Annotated in this window: 23 protein-coding genes; 10 read left to right on the plus strand and 13 right to left on the minus strand. The window is 73.0% G+C overall.

All coding sequences use genetic code 11. The annotated features are described in order from the left end of the window. The first annotated feature begins 7 nt into the window (after positions 1 to 7). Genes AC1DT4_RS05210 through AC1DT4_RS05220 form a run of 3 tightly spaced genes read left to right on the plus strand, consistent with a single transcriptional unit; the run spans position 8 to position 2,134 of the window. Positions 8 to 709 (plus strand): class F sortase, encoded by a 702-nt coding sequence (locus tag AC1DT4_RS05210; protein ID WP_477088704.1) that lies wholly within the window; start codon positions 8 to 10, stop codon positions 707 to 709. 59 nt (positions 710 to 768) lie between these two features. Further along, positions 769 to 1,377: an RNA polymerase sigma factor gene (locus AC1DT4_RS05215; protein ID WP_477088705.1), complete on the plus strand. Its 609-nt coding sequence runs from the start codon at positions 769 to 771 to the stop codon at positions 1,375 to 1,377. Next, positions 1,364 to 2,134 carry an anti-sigma factor gene (locus tag AC1DT4_RS05220; protein WP_477088706.1) on the plus strand — a complete coding sequence of 257 codons (771 nt, stop codon included), beginning with the start codon at positions 1,364 to 1,366 and terminating at the stop codon, positions 2,132 to 2,134. Before AC1DT4_RS05215 ends, AC1DT4_RS05220 begins: the two co-directional genes overlap by 14 nt. Before the next feature lie 62 nt (positions 2,135 to 2,196). Here AC1DT4_RS05220 and AC1DT4_RS05225 read toward each other — a convergent pair whose 3' ends face one another. The 3 genes from AC1DT4_RS05225 to AC1DT4_RS05235 form a co-directional block, all read right to left on the minus strand. Continuing rightward, on the minus strand, positions 2,197 to 2,502 hold the full coding sequence (locus AC1DT4_RS05225) for a DUF6458 family protein (protein WP_477088707.1): 306 nt from the start codon (positions 2,500 to 2,502) through the stop codon (positions 2,197 to 2,199). Between the two features lie 93 nt (positions 2,503 to 2,595). Next, a complete protein-coding gene (locus AC1DT4_RS05230) occupies positions 2,596 to 4,665 on the minus strand; it encodes a S9 family peptidase (protein ID WP_477088708.1) in 2,070 nt (689 codons plus the stop codon). Positions 4,666 to 4,829: 164 nt separating this feature from the next. Next, positions 4,830 to 5,777 (minus strand): type IV toxin-antitoxin system AbiEi family antitoxin domain-containing protein, encoded by a 948-nt coding sequence (locus AC1DT4_RS05235; protein ID WP_477088709.1) that lies wholly within the window; start codon positions 5,775 to 5,777, stop codon positions 4,830 to 4,832. A gap of 165 nt (positions 5,778 to 5,942) precedes the next feature. On the opposite strand from AC1DT4_RS05235, the gene AC1DT4_RS05240 reads away from it, so the two are divergent. The 4 genes from AC1DT4_RS05240 to AC1DT4_RS05255 all read left to right on the plus strand — a co-directional run bounded on the left by AC1DT4_RS05240 (position 5,943) and on the right by AC1DT4_RS05255 (position 9,659). Beyond that, complete coding sequence (locus tag AC1DT4_RS05240; protein WP_477088710.1) at positions 5,943 to 6,719, plus strand: SDR family NAD(P)-dependent oxidoreductase; 777 nt, start codon at positions 5,943 to 5,945, stop codon at positions 6,717 to 6,719. Positions 6,720 to 6,936: 217 nt separating this feature from the next. Beyond that, entirely contained in the window at positions 6,937 to 7,548 is a 612-nt protein-coding gene (locus AC1DT4_RS05245) for a DUF6318 family protein (protein WP_477088711.1), read from the plus strand. 200 nt (positions 7,549 to 7,748) lie between these two features. Next, complete coding sequence (locus AC1DT4_RS05250) at positions 7,749 to 8,426, plus strand: hypothetical protein (RefSeq protein WP_477088712.1); 678 nt, start codon at positions 7,749 to 7,751, stop codon at positions 8,424 to 8,426. Between the two features lie 264 nt (positions 8,427 to 8,690). Further along, positions 8,691 to 9,659, plus strand: a complete 969-nt coding sequence (locus AC1DT4_RS05255; protein WP_477088713.1) for a patatin-like phospholipase family protein — start codon at positions 8,691 to 8,693, stop codon at positions 9,657 to 9,659. Positions 9,660 to 9,836: 177 nt separating this feature from the next. Here the strand turns inward: AC1DT4_RS05255 and AC1DT4_RS05260 are convergent, their stop codons facing one another. From AC1DT4_RS05260 to AC1DT4_RS05275, 4 genes are all read right to left on the minus strand, one after another. Next, entirely contained in the window at positions 9,837 to 11,918 is a 2,082-nt protein-coding gene (locus AC1DT4_RS05260; RefSeq protein ID WP_477088714.1) for a bifunctional copper resistance protein CopD/cytochrome c oxidase assembly protein, read from the minus strand. A gap of 34 nt (positions 11,919 to 11,952) precedes the next feature. Next, positions 11,953 to 12,570: a copper resistance CopC family protein gene (locus AC1DT4_RS05265; RefSeq protein ID WP_477088715.1), complete on the minus strand. Its 618-nt coding sequence runs from the start codon at positions 12,568 to 12,570 to the stop codon at positions 11,953 to 11,955. Beyond that, entirely contained in the window at positions 12,567 to 13,247 is a 681-nt protein-coding gene (locus AC1DT4_RS05270) for a YcnI family copper-binding membrane protein (RefSeq protein ID WP_477088716.1), read from the minus strand. The genes AC1DT4_RS05265 and AC1DT4_RS05270 overlap by 4 nt, the downstream gene beginning before the upstream one ends. A gap of 67 nt (positions 13,248 to 13,314) precedes the next feature. Beyond that, positions 13,315 to 13,962 carry a hypothetical protein gene (locus AC1DT4_RS05275; protein WP_477088717.1) on the minus strand — a complete coding sequence of 216 codons (648 nt, stop codon included), beginning with the start codon at positions 13,960 to 13,962 and terminating at the stop codon, positions 13,315 to 13,317. A 226-nt stretch (positions 13,963 to 14,188) separates the two neighbouring features. Between AC1DT4_RS05275 and AC1DT4_RS05280 the strand changes: the two genes are divergently transcribed. The 3 genes from AC1DT4_RS05280 (at position 14,189) to AC1DT4_RS05290 (ending at position 17,153) form a co-directional block, all read left to right on the plus strand. Then, positions 14,189 to 16,054, plus strand: coding sequence for an MDR family MFS transporter (locus tag AC1DT4_RS05280; protein WP_477088718.1), 1,866 nt, complete (start codon positions 14,189 to 14,191; stop codon positions 16,052 to 16,054). A gap of 226 nt (positions 16,055 to 16,280) precedes the next feature. Then, positions 16,281 to 16,757 carry a QcrA and Rieske domain-containing protein gene (locus AC1DT4_RS05285; protein WP_477088719.1) on the plus strand — a complete coding sequence of 159 codons (477 nt, stop codon included), beginning with the start codon at positions 16,281 to 16,283 and terminating at the stop codon, positions 16,755 to 16,757. A 3-nt stretch (positions 16,758 to 16,760) separates the two neighbouring features. Continuing rightward, positions 16,761 to 17,153 carry a hypothetical protein gene (locus AC1DT4_RS05290; protein ID WP_477088720.1) on the plus strand — a complete coding sequence of 131 codons (393 nt, stop codon included), beginning with the start codon at positions 16,761 to 16,763 and terminating at the stop codon, positions 17,151 to 17,153. Positions 17,154 to 17,160: 7 nt separating this feature from the next. Here the strand turns inward: AC1DT4_RS05290 and AC1DT4_RS05295 are convergent, their stop codons facing one another. From AC1DT4_RS05295 to AC1DT4_RS05320, 6 genes are all read right to left on the minus strand, one after another. Next, positions 17,161 to 17,541 carry a hypothetical protein gene (locus AC1DT4_RS05295; RefSeq protein WP_477088721.1) on the minus strand — a complete coding sequence of 127 codons (381 nt, stop codon included), beginning with the start codon at positions 17,539 to 17,541 and terminating at the stop codon, positions 17,161 to 17,163. A 16-nt stretch (positions 17,542 to 17,557) separates the two neighbouring features. Further along, entirely contained in the window at positions 17,558 to 18,886 is a 1,329-nt protein-coding gene (locus AC1DT4_RS05300; RefSeq protein ID WP_477088722.1) for a TNT domain-containing protein, read from the minus strand. Then, positions 18,883 to 19,203 carry a type VII secretion target gene (locus AC1DT4_RS05305; protein ID WP_477088723.1) on the minus strand — a complete coding sequence of 107 codons (321 nt, stop codon included), beginning with the start codon at positions 19,201 to 19,203 and terminating at the stop codon, positions 18,883 to 18,885. The genes AC1DT4_RS05300 and AC1DT4_RS05305 overlap by 4 nt, the downstream gene beginning before the upstream one ends. Further along, positions 19,200 to 19,571, minus strand: a complete 372-nt coding sequence (locus AC1DT4_RS05310) for a YbaB/EbfC family nucleoid-associated protein (protein WP_477088724.1) — start codon at positions 19,569 to 19,571, stop codon at positions 19,200 to 19,202. Before AC1DT4_RS05310 ends, AC1DT4_RS05305 begins: the two co-directional genes overlap by 4 nt. A gap of 65 nt (positions 19,572 to 19,636) precedes the next feature. Next, on the minus strand, positions 19,637 to 19,999 hold the full coding sequence (locus AC1DT4_RS05315) for a hypothetical protein (protein ID WP_477088725.1): 363 nt from the start codon (positions 19,997 to 19,999) through the stop codon (positions 19,637 to 19,639). Further along, complete coding sequence (locus AC1DT4_RS05320; RefSeq protein ID WP_477088726.1) at positions 19,996 to 20,376, minus strand: TNT domain-containing protein; 381 nt, start codon at positions 20,374 to 20,376, stop codon at positions 19,996 to 19,998. The genes AC1DT4_RS05315 and AC1DT4_RS05320 overlap by 4 nt, the downstream gene beginning before the upstream one ends. Between the last annotated feature and the right edge of the window lie 10 nt (positions 20,377 to 20,386).

Here is a 20,386-nt window from a genome sequence, read left to right on the forward strand (position 1 = left end):
TCTGCACATGACCGGATCGTCGTGGCCCGGGAAGGCGTTCGCGTCCTCCCGGGTCTCGGCGCGCGTGCTCGCGACCGTCGTCGTCCTGGGCGCGACGCTCGGCCCGCTGACCGCGTGCACCGGCCCGGACCCTGCCTCCGAGCCGGTGGTCGCGGCGTCGTCGTCCCCGTCGACGACGACGCCGCGACCGACCCCCGCCCTGCCGTCCGTCCCCGTCTACGACGCCGACCTCAGCGCCCAGCAGCCCGCCGCGGCGTCGCCCCCGCCCGTCCGGCTCGTCGTGCCCGACGTCGGTATCGACATGCCCGTCGACCCCGTCGGGGTCCAGGACGACGGGGAGATGCAGATTCCCGAGGACGCCGACCGCGCCGGCTGGTACGAGTTCGGTCCGGCGCCGGCGGACGCCGCGGGCGCGACGGTCATGGCGGCGCACGTCGACAGCCGCCTGACGGGGATCGGGCAGTTCGCCCGGCTCCGGGAGGTCGGCGTCGGAGCCACGTTGACGGTGACGACCGCGGACGGCAGCGAGCACGCGTACCGCGTCGTCGGCGTCGAGAAGATCCCGAAGGAGGGAGCGCCCGTGGACCAGTGGTTCGATCGGTCCGGCGCGCCCAGACTGGTGCTGGTGACCTGCGGTGGCACGTTTCGCCGTGACATCGGGCACTATACGGACAACGTCGTGGTCACGGCCGAGCCGCTCGGTGGGTAGCCATGACGCTGCTGCACAGCGCTCCCGTGGTCGGGGAGCCGACGAGTGAGGAGTCGTGCGTGAGCGCACCCGGGGCCGGGTCCGCGGACTCGTCGCGCCCGGCGCACCGGCTCGACCCCGACGGCGAGGGCGTCGAGGAGCTCGGGGCCGCGTTCGCCCAGGGTGACGAGACCGCGATCGCGGAGGCGTACCGGCGCTGGTCCTCGCTCGTGCACACCGTCGCGCTCCGCTCGCTGGGCAGTCTGTCGGACGCCGAGGACGTGACGCAGCAGGTGTTCGTCGAGGCCTGGCGCAGCCGCGCTCGGTTCGACCCGGACCGGTCCCGCCTGCCCGCGTGGCTGCTCGGGATCACCCGGCACGTCGTCGCGGACACCCACGAGAAGCGGGCGCGCGACCGGCGGCTGCGGGACAGGTCGGTGTCCGAGGCGCTCGAGACGCCGGTACCCGCCGTGGACGGCCGCGTGGTCGACCGCGTCGTCGTGGCCGACGAGCTCGACCGGCTGGGGGACCCGCAGCGCACCATCCTGCGGCTCGCGTTCTACGACGACCTCACGCACGACCAGATCGCCAGCAGACTGGACCTGCCGCTGGGCACGGTGAAGAGCCATGTCCGGCGCAGCCTCGCTCGGCTGCGGACCCGATGGGAGGTGGACGGTGCCGTTCGATGAGTCGCACGTGGACGACGACGTGCTGGCGCTCCTCGCCCTCGGCGAGCCCGCCGCGTCGACCTCGGACCTCGCGCACATCGAGGAGTGCGAGCGCTGCACCGACGAGCTCGCCGCGCTCGGGGACGTCGTCGCGCTCGCGCGCTCCGGCGGCCCCGACGACGCGCTGGTCGCGCCCGCGCCTGCCGTGTGGGACCGCATCGCCGGCGAGCTCGGCCTGTCTCCCGGCGCGCAGGCCCTGGCCATCGCGGCGGCACCCGAGCGCTCGGCGGCGGAGCCCACGGAGTCGATCGCACCTGTCGTGCCGCTCGACTCCCGCCGGGACAGGCCCCGGACCTGGCGCTGGGTCGCTGCCGCGGCGGCCGCGGGGCTCGTCGTCGGTGGCGGGGGGGCGTGGTGGGTGGCCAACCACGACGACCCGCCCACCGTCCTGGCCACGGCGACCCTGGAGCCGCTGCCCGGCTGGGACGCGTCCGGCTCCGCAGTCGTGGAGACGGCGGCCGACGGGAGCCGCGTGCTCGTCGTCGACCTCGCCGAGCACGACCCGTCCGCCGACGGCTTCCGCGAGGTCTGGCTGCTCAAGCCCGACGTCAGCGGGCTGGTCAGCCTCGGGACGCTCACCGGCACGTCCGGCAGGTTCGACCTGCCCGACGGGCTCGACCTGAGCCAGTACTCGGTGGTCGACGTGTCCGAGGAGCAGTTCGACGGGAACCCCGCGCACTCCGGCGACTCGATCGTGCGCGGCCCGCTCCAGGCCTGACGTCGTCCCTCACGCACGACGAAGCGCCCCCGGATCACCGGGGGCGCTTCGCCTTGCTGCCGTCAGACCGCGGGGGGAGCGGTCGGCGGCTGCTGCTGGACCGGCGCCTGCTGGACGGGGGCCGGCTGGGCGGGCGGTGCGGCCGGTGCCGGCGCCGCGTTGGGGGTGGTGCGCTGCTCGACGACCGCCGTGTGCGAGGTGTTGCTGCGCTGGGCGTTGAGCACGATCGCCAGGATCAGCGCGATGACACCGGCGCCCATGCAGATGTAGCCGATCACCGCCAGGTTGACTCCCTCGACCGCGTCGCTGACGCCGAACGAGAGGATCGCGCCGATGACGATGAGGGCGATTCCGCCTCCGATACCCATTGTCGGTCCCTTCGTCGTGCCGTGCGGGGGTCGCCCGGCTCCGACCGGCGAGTCTGGCGCCGACCGGGCGACCCCGCACGTCGAGACGGCCGACTACCCCAGGATCTCGGGATATTTCGGGTCATCCTCACCCGTCCGGGTGAGCACGTGCTCGGCCAGGAACGCCTCCACCACCTGGTACCAGACGATCGCGTGCTGGGGGCTGAGCACCCAGTGGTTCTCGTCGGGGAAGTAGAGGAACCGGTGCGGGGTCCTGCCCTCGTCGTCGGCGGCCAGGCCGCTCTTGGCCAGCAGCTCGTACCAGAGGCGCAGGCCCTCCCCGATGGGCACGCGGTAGTCCTTGTCGCCGTGGATGACGAGCATCGGCGTGACGATCTTCTCGACGTGCAGGTGCGGCGAGTTGTCGAGCGCCATCTGCTCGGTCATCTCGCGGCCCCAGTAGAACGCCGCGTCCGTCGTCGGCCCGAACTGGTCGAGCGCCCACAGGCTGGCGTGCGTGACGATGGCCCGGAAGCGGTCGGTGTGGCCGGCCACCCAGTTCGCCATGTAGCCGCCGAACGAGCCGCCCATGGCCGCGGTCCGGGTCTCGTCGATGTCGTCGCGAGCCTCGACGGCGTCGGTGATCGCCAGCAGGTCGGTGTACGGCGCCCCGCCCCACGCCCCCCAGCCGTCCTGGATGAACTGCTGCCCGTAGCCGGTCGACAGCGCCGGGTCCGGCAGCAGCACCGCGTACCCGCGGGCCACCAGGATCCACGGGTTCCACCGCCACGACCACGCGTTCCACGAGCCCAGCGGACCGCCGTGGATCCAGAGGAGCAGGGGCGCCTTGGCGTCCGCGCTCGTGCCCTCGGGCAGCGCCAACCAGGCCCGCACGCGCCGGCCGTCCGCGTCGGTCGTCTCGACCTCCGTGAGCGTGCCGGGCAGCTCGGGCGTCGCGATCGGGCTCTTGAGCGCCGTCGTCCCGCCCGTCGCCAGGTCGATCCGCACGGGGTGGCTCGGGGCCTCGTACGACGTCCGCAGCGCATACGCGGTGGTGCCGTCCGGGCTGACCGAGACATCCGAGAACGTGGCGTCGTCGCTGGTCAGCCTCGTGACCTCGTCGCTCTCGACGTCGATCCGGAACACCGGGCCGCGGCCGTCGTCGTCGGCGAGGACGAGCACCGCCGAGCTGTCCGGCAGCCAGACGGGGCTGTGCGGCCAGCGGTCCCAGTCCGCGGCGAGCGTCCGCGGCTCCCCGCCGGCGAGGGCGACCAGCTCGAGCGTCACGCGCGGCGACTCGTACGGCGTCGACAGGGTCTCGCGGCTGTAGGCGACCCACTGGCCGTCCGGCGAGATCCTCGGCGACCCGACGTCGGCCGCCGCGTCGTCGACGAGCACGCGGTGCTCCCCGGACGCCACGTCGATCGCGACGAGCCGACTGCGCAGGTCCCCGCGAGCGATCGTCACGTGCCAGCCCGTCACGACCGTCCGGCCGTCCGGGCTGATCGCCGACTCCTGCTCCACCAGCGCGGAGCGCGCGCCCGGCGTCACGTCCGTCAGGGTCAGCCGCGGGTCGGCAGCCGACGCCAGTGGCGCGACGACCTCGTCGCCGACGGTCGCGACGAACAGGTGCGGCGACTCCGGGCCGAGGTCGTGGTCCCAGTACCGGACGGGGTAGCTGTCGTGCAGGATCGCCGCGACCTTCTTCTCCTTGCGGGCCTTGCGCAGCTTCTCGTCCGTCTCGGCGTCCGTGGCGCTCGGCAGCACGTCCGACCCGACGAGCACGACGTCGGCGTCCTTCGCGACGTGCACGCCGCCCAGCCCCGCCGCCCGGTGGGCGACCACCCGGGCCTCCGCGCCGTTCTTCGGCAGCAACCAGAGCGCCGGGACCGCGTCGTCGTCGTCCTTGTCGCTGTCCGGGTCCGGCCGCGCGCTGGTGAACAGCAGGTCGCCGTGCTGCGTGAACGCCGCGCTGGACTCCCCCTTCGCGCTTCGCGTGAGCCGGCGCGCAGGCTCGTCGTTGGTCGGGTCGACCTCCCAGAGCGCCGTGACGAACTTGGTCTTCTTGCTGTTCAGCGTGGCGACGGCGGTCACCAGCCGCGTGCCGTCCGGCGAGAGCACCAGGCCGTTGAGCCGCGGGATGGCGACGTACTGATCGAGATCATGAAAGGGCGTCGAAGTCATGCGCTCCGTCCTATCACCTCGACCTGTCCCCCGCGCCCGACTTTCCCCGCGGACCACCGCTGCCCCGGGCCCGACTCGACCTTTCGACCTCGCTGGTCCATCGACCATGTCGTTAGCGGTCCCAAACGAGCGAATGAGACGTCTAACGACATGGTCGATCGGCCTCAGCCCTCGTTCCGTGCGAGAACTGCGCGCACGGCCGCCGGGATCGTCGATCGCGATGCCACGTCTCGGGCCGTGAAGCGCAGCAGGTCGACGCGGCCCGTGTGGACCAGCGCGTTCTGACGGGCGCGGTCGTGGAAGACCGCCGTCGGCGACTCGTGGACCTCGCGACCGTCGATCTCCGCGATCAACCACCGGCCACCGCGGAGCCGCCAGCCCAGGTCACCCCGGCCGACCAGCCGGTTCATGTCATCGCGGATCTCGACCTGGAGCTGATCGGGCGGCGCGCCGGCATCGAGGCACCGAAGCCGGGCGATGGTCTCGAGCGGCGACTCCGACCGCGAGTCGACGAGCCCGCACCACTGCTCGACGTTCCGACCACCGCGCCGACGTCGCACGAGCGTGCGCACCTCGTCGAGTCCCTGCGGCGCCAGAAGACCCCGATGGAGTACGTCATCCAAGACGGCGACTGCGTTCTCCCGAAGCAGCTCCGGGAGCCCTTGAACCAGAGCGGGCGTGAGAGCGGCGATCGCGCGGGACCCGACCCGCAACGTGGCACCGCCACCGAACTGCCGGACGCGGACGCCGTCTCTCGACCGCCGGGAGCAGCCCCCAGGCAGCGCCACCTCGGGGGTGATGTCGAGCGGCAGGCCCATCACGCCGTGCAACGCCAGAGCGCAGGCGCCGACCGCAATCGCATCAGGCCCGTACGCCAGCATCCCCGTCCAGGCTGCGCGCCGACGCCGGTGATCGGCGTCGAACGGCCGGTCCCGTCGAGGATCGACGTCGAACACACCACGCGTGACCCGCGCCCACACACCCTCCGCGACGAGTCGTGCGCGCCGGGCGGTGCTGACGCCCTGGTCGTCGCACTGCGCCGCGCCGAGAAGTCCCTCCTGCCGGGCCGCGAGCGTCAGGAGGGACCGCGGCAGCGGCTGGGAGGGACGCACGTGGCCACGTCAGCACAGTCCGCTGGCCAGATCCCTTCCGTGCAGGGCACCCGTGGGCGAACGCACGGCCCGCGGAGCTTGTGGGCGGCTCGATGGCGACCGTCGAGTGACGGATGCGGGGCCGCGCGTCCTGCGGCACCGTGGGGCGAGACGACGGGAGTGGACATGGAGCTCGGGCTGGGTGGGGCGGTCGCGGTGGTGACCGGGGCGAGCAAGGGGATCGGGCTGGCGGTCGTGGCGGCGCTGGTGCAGGAGGGCGCGCGCGTGGTCGCGGGGGCGCGGCGGTCGACGCCCGAGCTCGACGAGCTCGCGCGGACCGGAGACGTCGAGATCGTCGCGGTCGACCTCGCGGATGCCGGCGGGCCGGAGCGCCTGGTGGCGGCCGCCGGCGAGCGGGTCGACGTGCTGGTCAACAACGTGGGCATCGCGCCCGTGCGCACCGGGGGATTCGTCTCGATCACCGACGAGGACTGGGCCGCCACCCTCAACCTCACGCTCATGGCGGCGGTGCGCGCGGCCCGCGCAGCGATCCCGCGGATGCTCGAGCACGGCGGGTCGATCGTCACCGTCGGATCCGTGAACTCGGTGCTCGCCGACCCGGGCGTCCTCGACTACAGCGCCGCCAAGGCCGCCCTCGCGAGCGTGTCGAAGTCGTTGTCCAAGGAGCTCGGGCCGCGCGGGATCCGGGTCAACACGGTGGCGCCCGGGCCCGTCGCGACCGCGCTGTGGCTGGGCGGCGGCGGGGTCGCCGAGACCTTCGCGGCCGCGGGCGGGGTGTCGGCCGCGGACGTCGTCAAGGGGGCCGAGGCCAGCATGGTGACCGGGCGGTTCACGCGTCCCGACGAGGTCGCCGACCTCGTCGTCCTCCTCGCCAGCCCGCGGACCGGCAACGTCACGGGGTCCACGTTCACGATCGACGGCGGCCTGCTCACCCAGACGTGATCGCCGGACGGCGCCGGTCGGGCGCACACCGAGCACCGGCTCGCCCGTTCACGGGCGCCCGCCCAGCGCAACGACGTCGCGACTTGTCCGTCCGCGCATGGGCTCGGTGCGTGTAGCGATTGAGGCAATCTGCGTCGGCGCTCGCCGTCACAGTGGTTATCCACAACCGGGTGAACGGTCCTGACACGAGGCGTCCGTTTTCGGTACGTTCGCCCGCATGCCCTGGCTGACGAGGTATCGCGGTGCTGCCCGACTCGTCGTGCCTGTGACTGTCGTGCTGCTGGTTGGCGCCTGCACGGGCGGAACGCCCGAGGCGACCGAAACTTCGACGCCGCGAGTTGACGTGACGCCATCCGCACCTCCGACGCCGACCGAGCCGTCGGTCGTGGATGTCACCGTGAAGCCCGATCGCCCAGCGGCGATGGACCAGCCGCCGAGCATCGATGGAGCGGTGGAGGTGGCGCGGTACTACTTGGCTCTCTACGCGTATGCCTACGCAACCGGGGACCTCGCGGACTGGCGAGCGGTTAGCGACGAAAGTTGCGTCTTCTGCGGCAGCGTCATGACGAATGTCGAGGCAATGCAGTCGCTCGGGCACAAGCAACTCGAGTCCGGAACCGAGATTCATGAAGCACGCGGCACCGAAGTGAATCCTGGGACTTTCTACAGTGTCGACGTTCAAGCAACGCAGGGTGCGACGACCGAAGTCGATGCGGATGGTGCGGTCGTCGGCACATCCGCATCAAGCGAATACGCGCTGCTGTTCGCACTGGACTGGAACGGCGGCTGGACGGTTCGGGAAGTCGACGTCACGGCCGACGAGCGATGAAGGCGGCTGCCATCGCGCTGTTAGTCGGGCTGATATCAACATCGACTACCCCAGGGCCAGAGAAGTGGGGAGACCAAACGACGGCCAAGGCACACGCGAGCGCATTCATGCTTACCGCGTTCGAAGGTGAGCAAGCTGCGCTTGCCCTACGCGCCAAGGCCGGTACGCCCGAAGCGTTGCTCCGGGAGTACCAACGAGCCTTGATCTGCAACACCAGCTCCGCGGAGCTCACGACGCCCCTCAACGGCGCCTGCCCCGCTGCTGAGGGCGACACCGGTCTGAACAACTGCGGCCAGGACGCGCCGGTGCTCCCGCTGTGGACCCGCACCCGCGCGACTCCGACCGAACCCTGGTCGGCGTGGACGATCGTCGCGGACGGCGGCTGCCCCGCCGACCTGCTCCCGACCCTGACCGCCGCGGACTTCCGCCTGCTGCCCATCGCTCCACAGGTGGTCCAGATGCAGCCGGACCGCGGCTGGGTGCTGGTCAACAAGGAGACGATCGTGCTGACCGACGCCGCCGAGCAGACGTTCCGCACGACGCTGCTCGGATACGGGGTCGACGTGATCGCGACGCCGACGAGCTGGACGTGGGACTTCCTCGACGAGTCCCGGAACCTGTCGACGACCAGCCCGGGTCACCCCTACCCGGCCTTCGACGTGTTCCACGTCTACGCGGAGCCGGCGGCCGCCCAGACGATCGCCCTGACCACCACGTGGTCGGGGCGCTATCGGGTGGACGGTGACGACGAGTGGCGCGACGTCGTCGGGACCGCCGAGACGACGAGCACGTCGGCGCCATTCGCGGTGGTGGAACGCCGGTCCCACCTGGTCGCGGAGAACTGCGTCGACGACCCCGACCAACCCGGGTGCGGCTGAGGCCGTACCGACCGTAATCCCGCCGGGAGCCGGGCCAGCGCCTCCAGCTCCGGGTGCTCGGGGCGGCGGCACGGCGGCCGGCACTAAGTCGATTGCGCGCTGGCGCCACAGGTAGGTACCGTCGCGGTGATCGTGACCCGACCGCAGGAGGTGAGACCCATGAACGCAGTACCCACACTGGGTGCTCCCCTGCAGTCCACGACTGCGCGACTGAGCTAGTCGCCGCCGGGAGCGCCTGCCAGGCAAATCGCGAGAGGCACTCCCATGAACACCACACCTTCTTCATCACGCCCGCATGCCCACCCGGCGACGGCGGAGCACGTCCACGCGCAGGTGGATGCCACGTCGCGGATTCCCGCCACAGGCGAGCGAGCGCTGGTCCTCGGCGGCGGCGGATCGACCGGCAACGCCTGGCTGATCGGCGTCGTCGCCGGCCTGTTCGACGCCGGTCTGGATGTCACCGCGCCGGACCTGACCATCGGGACGTCGGCCGGCTCGACGGCGGCAGCCCAGCTGGCCGGCGCGACGACGACGGACCTGTACGCCGTCAGCCTCGCCGCGCCACCCCAGCAGGGAGCGCCCGACCGGGGGCGCGCTCCGGCCCGGCCGGTGGTGAACCACCTGGAGCGCGTGACCGCGATCATCGACACCTCGGAGGATGCCGCCGACATGCGCCGCCGGATGGGCGCGTCGGCTCTCGACCTGGCTGCGGCGTCGGACGGGTCCTGGTCGGGGAAGTGGCGCGCCATCGTCGCCTCGCGGCTTCCCACCCCGCAGTGGCCGCAACGGACGGTGCTCATCACCGCCGTCGATGCGGAGACCGGCGACCCGGTGGTGTTCGACCGCTTCAGCGGCGTCGACCTGGCGGACGCCGTCGCCGCCAGCTGTTCGAGCGGCCTTCCCTACGGGATCGGGGACCACCTCTACATCGACGGCGGCTACCGGTCCAACGCCGAGAACGCCGATCTGGCCGCTGGGTACCAGCGCGTGCTGGTGCTGTCGCCGTTCGGCGGCAGGTCGCTGGTGCCGGCGGACTGGGGCACACACCTCGCCACCCAGGCCGACGAGCTGCGCGCACGCGGGAGCAAGGTCGAGACGATCTTCCCGGGGAGCGAGTCCGAGCACCTGTTCGGCCCGAACGCGATGGACCTGTCGCTGCGCCCGGCCGCCGCTCGGGTCGGGTACGAGCAAGGCCTTGCGCGCGCCGAGCAGCTCGCCGAGTTCTGGCGCTGACACCCCGACGAACCAGCACCGCCTCCGCGGGCGTGCCGGGCTCACGCCCGCGGAGGCCGGTCGGGTGGGGACGTACCCACCAGCGTGCAGAGCGCCGACGCGGAGCGGCGCACGCCCGTCGGGTGCGGGCGCAGCCACCAGCGCGTAGGGCGCGGACGGCGGAGCGCCGCGCGACCGTCAGTCTCGGGCGTCGCGCTCCGCCAGCTCGGCGAGCATGGCGTTGTACTCGTCCATCTCGACGTCACCGTCGCGGTCGACCCGGCGGTCGCGGCGGCGGGCGGTGCGGTCGTCGTCGCGGGACCAGGCGATCGCGACGCCGATGGCGAGCGCGAGGGTCGGGATCTCGCCGATGCCCCAGGTGATGGCGCCGCCCGCCTGCTGGTCGGCGATCGCGGAGGCGCCCCACGGCCGGCCCATGAGGCCGAACCAGTCGGCGACGAGGAGGACGTCGCCGCTCACCAGGGTCACGCCGAAGAAGGCGTGGAAGACCATCGTCGCGAAGAGCAGGAGGAGCCGCTGCGGGTAGGGCAGCCGCTTGGGCCCGGGGTCGATGCCCACGAGCGCGTTGACGAACAGGTAGCCCACGGTGGTGAAGTGCACGACCATCGCGAGGTGCCCGACCGGGCTGCGCAGCGACCACTCGAACAGGCCGGAGTAGTAGAAGAGCAGCATCGACCCGATGAAGTTCACGGCGGCGACGACGGGGTGCGCGAAGAACTGCCCGACGCGGCTGTGCACGATGACGAGGATCCACTCGCGGGGGCCGCGGGAGCTGTCGTCGCGCAGCTGCGTCGAGCGCACCGGCAGGGCTCGCAGGGCGAGGGTCACCGGCGCGGACAGGGCGAGGAACAGCGGCACCACCATCGCGAGCACCATGTGCTGCACCATGTGCGCGCTGAACAGGACGTGCCCGTAGAGGTTGGGGGCCCCGTTGGTGGCCCACAGGAACAGCACCATGCCGGCCGACCACGACGCGGCGCGCAGCAGCGACCACGAGTCGCCGCGGCGACGCAGGCGCAGGACCCAGCGCCAGTACACGAGCAGCCCGGCGACCGCCGCGGACGCGAGCACCAGGTCCCAGCGCCACTCGGTCAGCCACCGCAGCGCGGTGGGCTCCGGCGGCAGGGGGTGGCCGGTGAGCTGGTACGCAGGCGACTGGTCGAGCGGCGGCTCCTCGGAGACGGGCGGCGCGGTCTCGCCGAGCGCGACCGCGACCCCGGAGACGGCGCCCATGACCGTGAGCTCGACGAGCACGAGCCGCCAGAACAGCCAGTCGGAGGTCCTCGTCGCGAGCCGGGGCAGCACCGCCCGCCGGTGGGCCAGGCCCAGCAGCCCGAGCGCCCCGAACAGAGCAGTCTTCACCAGCAGGAGCACGCCGTAGGGCGTCGTGAGGTCGTCCCAGCCGCTGGTCCGGAGCAGGCCGTTGACCAGGCCCGACACGGCGATCGCGGCGTAGCACCAGCCGGCGATCACCGAGTAGCGGGCGACGGACGCGGACAGGTCGGTGCCGATCCGCCGGACCAGGAGCGCGAGCGCGGCGAGCGCGCCGATCCAGATGGCGGCGCCGACGAGGTGCACCACCATCGACGACGTCGCGATGTCGTGTCCCGACGCCCCGGCCGCGTGCCCGAGCTGAGCCTGCTGCCACAGCGCGACGAGCACGAGGATCCCGGTCCAGGCCGCACCGGTGGGCGTCGCGATGACCAGCGACAGGGCGGTGACGACGGCGGCCACCGTGGTGATGAGCAGGAGCGTGCGGCCAAGGTCGATCTGCGTGACGAACACCCCGAGCTCGGCGCCGAACGACGCGGAGTCCAGCGGTCGGCCGGCGATGTCGGCGTAGGTGAGGACGAGGTGCACGATCGACAGCACGGTCCAGGTGCCCGCGGCGAACCCGGCCACCAGCGTGCTGCGTGGGTAGGCGGCGCCGTCTGCAGTGCCGACGCCGACGCGAGGAGCCCGGGTCGACGCGGTGGCCGCGCGGCGCGGCAGCACGCACACGGCGAGCACCAGCGCGCCCAGCGTCACGGAGCCGGCCAGCTCGGTCAGGGTCGCCGCGGCGGGCAGCCCCCAGCGCACGGCGACGCCCGGGTCGCGGATCAGGGCCGGCAGCGCCGCGCCCGAGAACGCCACGCCGAGCAGGGCCGCGACCACCGCCGCGACCGCGAGGACGGCGACGCGCCAGGGGCTCGGGGGTCGACGTGTGTCGACGCCCGGTCCCCCGGCCGCGCGGCCGGCGCTCGTCACCGGCGCACTCATCGGACCAGCGTAGGTCGCTCCACGGGCAGGTCCGTCACGGAGTCGGCCGCCTCCGCAGCAGCAGCCACGCGACCCCTCCGCCGACGACCACGAGGACGGCCGCGATCCCGATCAGGAGACCGGCGGACACGTGCCGCTCGGCAGGCGCCGGATCGGCGGACGCGCTGACCTCGGCCGAGCTGGTGGGCGCCGGCGAGGCAGTGACCTGGGACGAGGCTGTCGGCTCGGGCGAGGCGGCCGTCATCGTCGGATCGGGCGTCGCGACCCCGTAGGACGTGTCGTGCGCGGCCGTGAACGTGAACTGGCCCTCGATCGGGTGCCCGTCGTCGGACGTGACGCGGTAGATCACCGTGTAGACGCCGGCGGGCAGCGCGCCGGTGATCGCCTGCGTCACGGTGTTGTCGACGAGCACGGGCGGGCCCGTGCTCACCATCCGCTCGTCGGGAGCGTGAACCACGATCTCGGTGCCCACCGCGATCGTCGGCTCGTTGAACGTGAGCGTCACGTGGTCGGGCACGACCTCGAGCGCGGCACCGTCCGCGGGGTCGGTGCTCTGCAGCACGTTGTGCGCCTGGGCCGCGGTGGCGCCGACGACCCCGCCGACGAGGGCCAGCGCCAGACCGAGAAGCAGGGGCAGGGTGCGGCGCGTCACGCGTCGGCCCGCCGACGCCGGGTCGCGACGACCGCGACGACGAGGGCACCGAGCCCGAGGGCCAGACCGGCGCCGCCGAGGACGCGCGCGAGGGTGTCGGGCTCGGCAGGGTCCGCCGCGGCGTCGACCGTGTGGTGGCCCTCGTCGGCCGCGGCCGTCGTGGTCAGCTCGGGCGCGGGGTGCTGGGGTTCGTCGGCGCCCTCGTCGGCGACGTCGTCCCAGTCGACGACCGTGCCGTCGGTGTACGTCTGGTGGGCGGGCAGGACCAGGCGGGTGCCCGCGCCGGGCAGCGGTCCGGCCGAGAGCTCGAACTCCTGGAACTGCCCGGCGGCGACCTCGGAGCCCGGGTCGGCGGTCCAGGTCACGTGCGCCGGCGCCTGGGTCAGGGTCGTGCCGTAGAAGTCGACGGGCTCGGGCAGGGGCGCCTCCTCGACGGTCGCGGTCCAGCCCGGCAGGGGCCTGGTGGACACCGAGAGGAGCGGGGTGTCCGTCGGGAGGTCCACGGTGACCTGCGAGGTCGCGGCGTCGGCCGACTCGTTCGGCACGCGGAACGTGAGCACGGTGAATCCTCCCTCGGCGGTCTGCTCGGGCACCACCCGGACGTGGGCGGAGGCGGCGGTAGCGGGCAGGAGGACGAGGGCGAGTGCGGCGGCGGCGGCCGCAGCGGAGCGGGGCATGAGGGGTCCTTGGTGGTGAGAGGTCGTCGGTGGCAGCGCGCGGCCGGCCCGCCACCGGCACGACCGGTCAGCGCAGGGGGACCACGGGGAACTGCCACGCGGGCGGACCGCGCAGCGGCACGACGTCGCGCCACCAGGACGTCGCCGACCAGGGGACCTCGGCGGGCGTCGGCAAGGACGGGCGGGGCACGACGACGACGGGGCCGCCGATGCCCACGAGCGGCCGCAACCAGGCGGCGAGCCACCAGAGGGCGCGGTCGGCGCCGACGATGACGAGGGCGGCCACGACGGTGGCGACGACGTGCAGCACGAGCATGGCCGACCCGCCGAGCAACGGCTGCGAGACGCCGCCCCCGTCCGCGGTCGAGCACCCGGTCGGCGACTGCATCACCATGCCCGCGTGGTGCAGGTGCCCGAACAGCGCGGCCTCGCCCGTCGGCCCCGCCGTGCAGGCCATCGACGTGAACAGGCTGAACGACGAGTGCACCGCGAGCTGCCCGACGCCGAGGAGCGCGAGCGCCCCGGCGACGCCGAGCCGGCGAGCGGTCAGGACGACCGCCGCGGCCAGCATGAGCGCAGTCAGGGGGACCAGCACGACCAACGGCGGCAGGTCCCCGCCGGCCAGCACGTGTGCGAGGGCCGCGAGCGCGACGGTCACCGCGGCGACGGTCCCCGCACGCGCGAGGCGCAGGGGTCCGGTCGCTGGCACGGGCATCCCGACACGGTAGCCGCCGGCGAACTCCCCGGCCGCCCGGCCGACGCGTCCCTCCGCTCCTCGGCCGAATGTTCGTGACCGGGAACACATCGGGCTGGCACGGTTGTTGCGGAGTTCGTGCGGGATGGTTGTCCTGCGCAATCAATGTGGGGTGTCGTACCCCTCCCGTAGCGTCGCCCGCCAGTGCAGTCGCATGCCGCGTCCCCCCGTCTGCCGAGAAGGTCCGATGTCCCAGCAGAGCACCACGACCGAACCACCCGCCGAGGCGAGCGCCTCGACCTTCGTCCCCCCGACTCACCGCGAGATCCTCACGATCCTCGGCGGCCTGATGCTCGGCATGTTCCTCGCCGCGCTCGACCAGACCATCGTCGCGACGTCCATCCGGACGATCGGCGACGACCTGAACGGGCTGTCCCTGCAGGCGTGGGTCACCACGGCGTACCTGCTGACGGCCACGATCTCGACGCCCCTGTACGGCAAGCTCTCGGACATCTACGGGCGCAAGCCGCTGTACATGATCTCGATCTCGATCTTCGTCGTGGGCTCGCTGCTGTCCGGCACCGCCGACTCCATGTACCAGCTGGCGATCTACCGCGGCATCCAGGGCCTCGGCGCGGGCGGCCTCATGGCGCTCGCGATCACGATCCTCGGCGACCTGGTCGCCCCGCGTGAGCGCGCCCGCTACCAGGCCTACTTCCTCGCCGTGTTCGGCACGTCGTCCGTGCTCGGGCCGGTCGTCGGCGGGTTCTTCGCGGGTGCCGAGACGATCCTCGGCATCACCGGGTGGCGCTGGGTCTTCCTCATCAACGTACCCATCGGCATCGTGGCGATCATCGTCATCTCGCGGGTGCTGCACCTGCCACCGCTCAAGCGCGTGAACCACAAGATCGACTACCCGGGCGCGCTCGCGCTGGTCGTCGCCCTGGTCCCGCTGCTGGTCGTCGCCGAGCAGGGCCGCATCTGGGGCTGGGACTCGACGCGCTCGATCTCCTGCTACGTCATCGGCGTGCTCGGCATCGTCGCGTTCATCCTCGCGGAGCGGTACGCCAAGGCCGACGCGATCCTCCCGCTGTACCTGTTCCGGAACCGCACGTTCTCGGTGGGCGCGGGCGCCAACACCGTCATCGGCCTCGGCATGTTCGGCGGCCTCGCGACGCTGCCGCTGTACCTGCAGATCGTCAAGGGCCAGACGCCCACCGAGGCCGGGCTCACGCTCATCCCGTTCACGCTCGGCATCATGTCGGGCTCGATCATCGCGGGTCAGACCACGTCCCGCACGGGCCGCTACAAGCTGTTCCCGGTGGCCGGCACGATCCTCATGGGCACCGGCGCCCTCCTGTTCTCGCGCCTCGAGTCCGGCACGACGCTGCCCTTCGTCTTCACGGTGTCGATCCTGTTCGGGCTGGGCCTCGGCTTCACGATGCAGCCCCTGGTGCTGGCCGTGCAGAACGCCGTGCAGGTGCGGGACATGGGCGTCGCGACGTCGTCGTCCCTGTTCTTCCGGCAGATGGGCGGCACGCTCGGGACCGCCGTCTTCCTCTCGGTGCTGTTCTCGACCGTCGGCGGCAACATCGCCTCGGCCTTCCGCACCGCGGCCCGGACCCCCGCGTTCCAGGCGGCCGTCGCCGATCCCGCGGTGCAGGCCGACCCGGCGAACGCGCCGGTGCTCGCGATGCTCCAGCCCGGCGGCGGGGGCGCGGTGCCGTCGCTCGACGACTCGTCGTTCATCAACAACCTCGACCCGCGGCTCGCGCAGCCGTTCCTCGACGGCTTCGCGCAGTCCGTGGACACCGTCCTGCTGCTCGCGGCGTGCATCATGGCCGTCGGCGTGATCCTCACGGTGATGCTGCCCGAGCTGCCCCTGCGCAACGTGTCGGGGATCCAGGGCCGGTTCGACGAGGACGCCGCCGCCAGCGCGACCGCGGAGCCCCCGGCCCAGGCGGCCGCGGCCGCGACCGCGGTGGGTGGCGTGGCCGGGATCGTCGCCGACGAGGCGGCGGTGCACCGCGCCGAGGCGGAGGGGACCGCGTCCGACGAGGACGCGGGTACCGCGGAGCGCGTCCGGGAGGACGAGCCGGTCCGCGCGGACTGATCCGACCGGTCGACGACCCGCCCGACGACGGCCCGGCACGCACCCGCGTGCCGGGCCGTCGCGCTTCCCCCGCGACACGAGCGCGCTGCCCGCGACGGGCACAGGTCGAGCGGGCAGGCTGGGGCGACCAGATCTGTCCGGACCGGGCCCGTCGAGGTTGAACCACGGCGGCCCCGGCACCGTGACACTGGTGACAGCCCGAGCAGGTACCGACACGGAGGTGGAGATGTCCGCGTTGACCCAGGAGTCCCCGGCAGCACCGACCAGCGCGCACACCTGCGACGGGTGTCTCGACCGGCGGGAGGTGCTCGTCCGGGCGGGCCTCGTCACGATGGGCGTCGCCGCAGCCGGCGTGCTCGCGGCGTGCGGCGGTGGCGGGGACGCCCCGGCCAGCACCCCGTCCCCGGGGGCACCGCTCGCTCAGGTCTCGGACATCCCCGTGGGTGGGGCGCTGTCCGCGACGGGCGCCGACGGCAAGCCGATCATCCTGCTCCAGCCCGAGTCGGGCACGGTCACCGCGGTCTCGGCGATCTGCACGCACCAGGGCTGCACGGTCGCCCCGGACGGCGACCAGCTCGCGTGCCCGTGCCACGGGTCGGTGTTCGACCTCACCGGCGCCAACGTCTCCGGGCCGGCGCCGTCACCCCTGCCGGCGGTCGACGTGCACGTGTCCGACGGCGCCGTCCTCGCAGGAAAGGCCTGAGCCATGGTCCAGAGCACGCCACGACGGACGTCGATGCCGCTGCGGGTGCTCATCGCCCTGTGCGTCGTGGTCTCGGCAGTCGTCCACCTCTACCTGTGGCAGGACGGGATGAAGTCGCTCAGCGTGGTCGGGCCGGCGTTCCTGCTCAACGGCATCGGCGGCCTCGCGCTCGGCGTGCTGGTGCTCGTGTGGCGGCACTGGCTCCCGCTGCTGGGCGCCGTCGGCTTCGGCGTCGCCACCCTGACCGCGTTCATCATCTCGACGACGCCGAGCGGCTTCTTCGAGGTGCACGAGCGGTGGGTGGGTGTGCCGGTGTGGCTGTCCGCCATCTCCGAGATCGGCGCGATCGTGCTCGGCATCGCGGCCCTGGTGGTCGAACGGCCGCGGCGCACCTAGCCGCGGGTCAGGACGGTCCGCCGAAGTAGCCTTCCCGCTGCATCGCCTCGTACACCTGCTCGGGCGTCATCCCGTCGTACCGGCCGGGCGGCGTCGTGCCCGCGTAGGGTCCGCGCCCGCGCGGTCCCGCCAGGCGCGCGAGCTCGGCGAGGAACGCCTCCCGTGCCTGCGCGAAGTCGGCCGTCCGGAGCACCAGGCGGCTCTCGCCCATGTCGCGGTACCAGACGGCGTAGTCGGGGCCGTCGAAGCCGAGCACGATGAGCTCGCTGCTCAGCGACGCCGGGATGTACCAGACCTGGAAGTCCGTGCCGTTGAGGTAGCCGAGCGACTCGGCCTCGTGGTGGAGCTGCACGAACTCCGCGGGCGGGTCCGGGAGGGGCTCGGTCATGACGTGCTCCGTTCGCTCATCTGAGGAGTCCCAGGGCCTTGACCTGCTCGGCGGTCAGCTCCCTGGGCCCGTCGAAGAACCGGTACTGGACGCCGCCGCCGGGCTGCCCGAACCACGGCGCGATGCGGGACTCCTCGATCTGGATCTTGCCCTGGCGGACCAGCGGGTTGCTCGTGTCGATCTGGTAGCTGTTCCGGTCGAAGTTGAGCCGGTCCGGCGGCAGGGCGCGCTCCGAGAACGGCGTGCCGTCCGGCGAGAAGTACGTGCCACCGTCGCCACCGATCCGGTCGAGCCGGAGGTCGTCCCCGGGGGTCAGCACCCGCCTCACCTCGCTGCCCGGCACGGCGCCGGCGTTCGGCGGCCAGTCCCAGTCCACACCGCCGTGGCCGTCGGGGCGCGAGTGGTACTGCTGCAGGAAGTCCTCGGGGGAGTCGAACCCGCCCAAGGGGTCGTAGCCCGGCTCGACGACGTCCGCGTTGTGCGGGTGGATGTGGGGGTCGAGCACCTGGTCGTACGTGCTGCGACGCGCGCCGTCGCCGACCGGCAGGCCGCTCGGGTGCCGCGGCGGCGCGGCCGGGGGCTTCGCGCCGGGGAGCTTGCCCCGCACCCCGGCGGCCAGGCGCCGCAGGACGTCCTGCAGGGCCTCGAGCAGGTTCTTCAGCGACTTCGCCGACGAGATCACGTCGGTCACCGACCGGCCGACCTTGGTGGCCAGCGACGACACCCGCGTGGAGACCTGCCCCACGATGACCGGCGTCGCGAGCCCGAGCGTGAACACCGCCTCGGCCGCCCAGGAGATGATCGAGCCGACCAGCGACGCCAGGGTGTCCCGGACCAGGTCGTGCACCACCTGGACCACCATCGCGCAGGTCTTCAGTGCGCCGCCGATGGCCGACGCCGAGCCGCCCGTGGCCCGGATCCGGTCGGCCAGGGCGTCCGCGTACGCCGAGTACGCGCTGATCGACGCACCCGACATCGCCTCGAGGTCCGCGCGCACGACGCGGGTCAGCTCGTCCCCCGCTGCCCCCATCGCGTCGGCCACGTTCTGCCACGTCCCGGCGAACCCGAGCACGGCCCCGGCATCCCCGGTGAGGTCGTTCAGCCAGCCCTTGAGCGGCTCGAGGTGCTCCATCAGCCAGCCGAGCCCGGCGCCGATCAGCGACGCCAGCGGGTCGATCACGGTCGCCGCGACGTCCAGGGCGGCGCCGACCCCGGCCAGCCCGGTGGCCAGCCACGAGCCCGACTCCAACGACGAGCAGAGGTCGGTGACGGACTCGAGGACCCCGGCCCCGCCGAACGCCGTCGACGTGTCCACCGGCCCCGCGACCAGCGGGTTCGCGCTCACCGGTCGAGAACCTTCCCGATGCCGCGCAGCAGCTCCTCGACGCGCTGGTCCACCTGCTCGAACGACCGCGCCATCGATCCGAGCTCGCGCACCACGCCGTCGGACGCCTCGTGCACGGCGGACAGCGCCTCGCGCGCGGCCGAGTCCACGCCGCCGACGATCGCCGGCAGGAAGGAGCACAGCACCCCGAACGCCCCGTCGTGCAAGCCGGTCGAGCCGGCCGCCGACTGTGCTGTGCGGACGTCGCTCGCCACCTGCTCGACCCGGGACCCGTGGCGGCGCAGCACCTCGGTATCGACCTCGAATCCCCCGCTCATGCCCAGCGCGCCGCGATCTCGTCGCGCAGGTGCGTGCTGATCGACGAACCCTCGCCGTACGCGTCGTCGGTGACGGCGACCGCCCGGCGGCCCGCGTCCCGGCCGGCGGCCTTGATGGTCTCGCGGACCAGCGTCGCCAGCTCGGCCGGGCGCAGGTCCATCGCGGCGTCGTCGAGCACGAGGTCCGTCAGCTGACCGGTCGCGTCGACCTCGACGTCCACCTCGCCCCGCGGGCTGCTCGCCCGCCCGCGGACCCGGTCGATCGAGGCCTTGACCTCGACCGCCCGCTCGGCGCGCTCCTGGGCCTGCGCGATGTCGCGCTGGACCTTCGCGATGGCGGCGTCGGGGTCGTCGTAGAACGCTGTCACGCCCGGCAGCCTAACCATGAACCGGGCAGATCAGGCGCCGGATCCACCGATCGGCCCAGCCGGCGTCACGGGCCCTCGAGCACCCGCCGCTCGTACGCGGCGACCACCTGGGCGGGGCTCCAGTCCTCGGTGCCGACGGCCTGGGCGCGTCCGACGTAGGGACCGCGCCCGCGCTCCGCGCCCAGCCAGCACGCCTCGTCGAGGAACACGGCCCGCGCCTGCGCGAACGACGGGGACGCGAAGAGCGTCCGCGTCTCGCCCATGTCGGTGTAGAGCACGCGGAACCCGTCGGGAGAGCCGTCGAACAGGATGCACTCGGACCCGTGCCGCGGGCTCACGGACGCGACCGCGAAGTCGACGCCGTCCAGCAGGTCGTTGTCGAGGGCGTCTGCGTGGAGCTCGGCGACCTCGGGCGGCGCGGCGCTCACAGCGGCACCTCGACGATGACCCGGAACCGGCGCAGGTCGCGCACCGAGATGGACGAGCCGTTCGGGTCGAGGAACCGGTACATCGTGGCGCCGCCCGGCTGCCCGAACCAGGGGGCGGCCACGGACTCCTCGAGCCGGACGAGCCCGTCGACGACCAGGGGGTTGGTGGTGTCGACGCGGTAGCCGTGCCGCGCGGTCTCGAGCTTGTCGGGCGGCATCGAGCGCGCGGCGAACCCGGTGCCCCGGGGGTGCAGCCGGTCGCCGCGCTCGTAGCCGATGCGGTCGAGCTCGAGGTCGTCGTCCGCGGTCAGCGTCCGCACGGTGACGGGGGCCGGATCGTCGGGCCACCGCCACGTGGCGAATCCGGGTGCGCTCATCCCCGGAGTC

It is taken from the genome of Cellulomonas sp. P4_D11 (genome assembly GCF_056401915.1).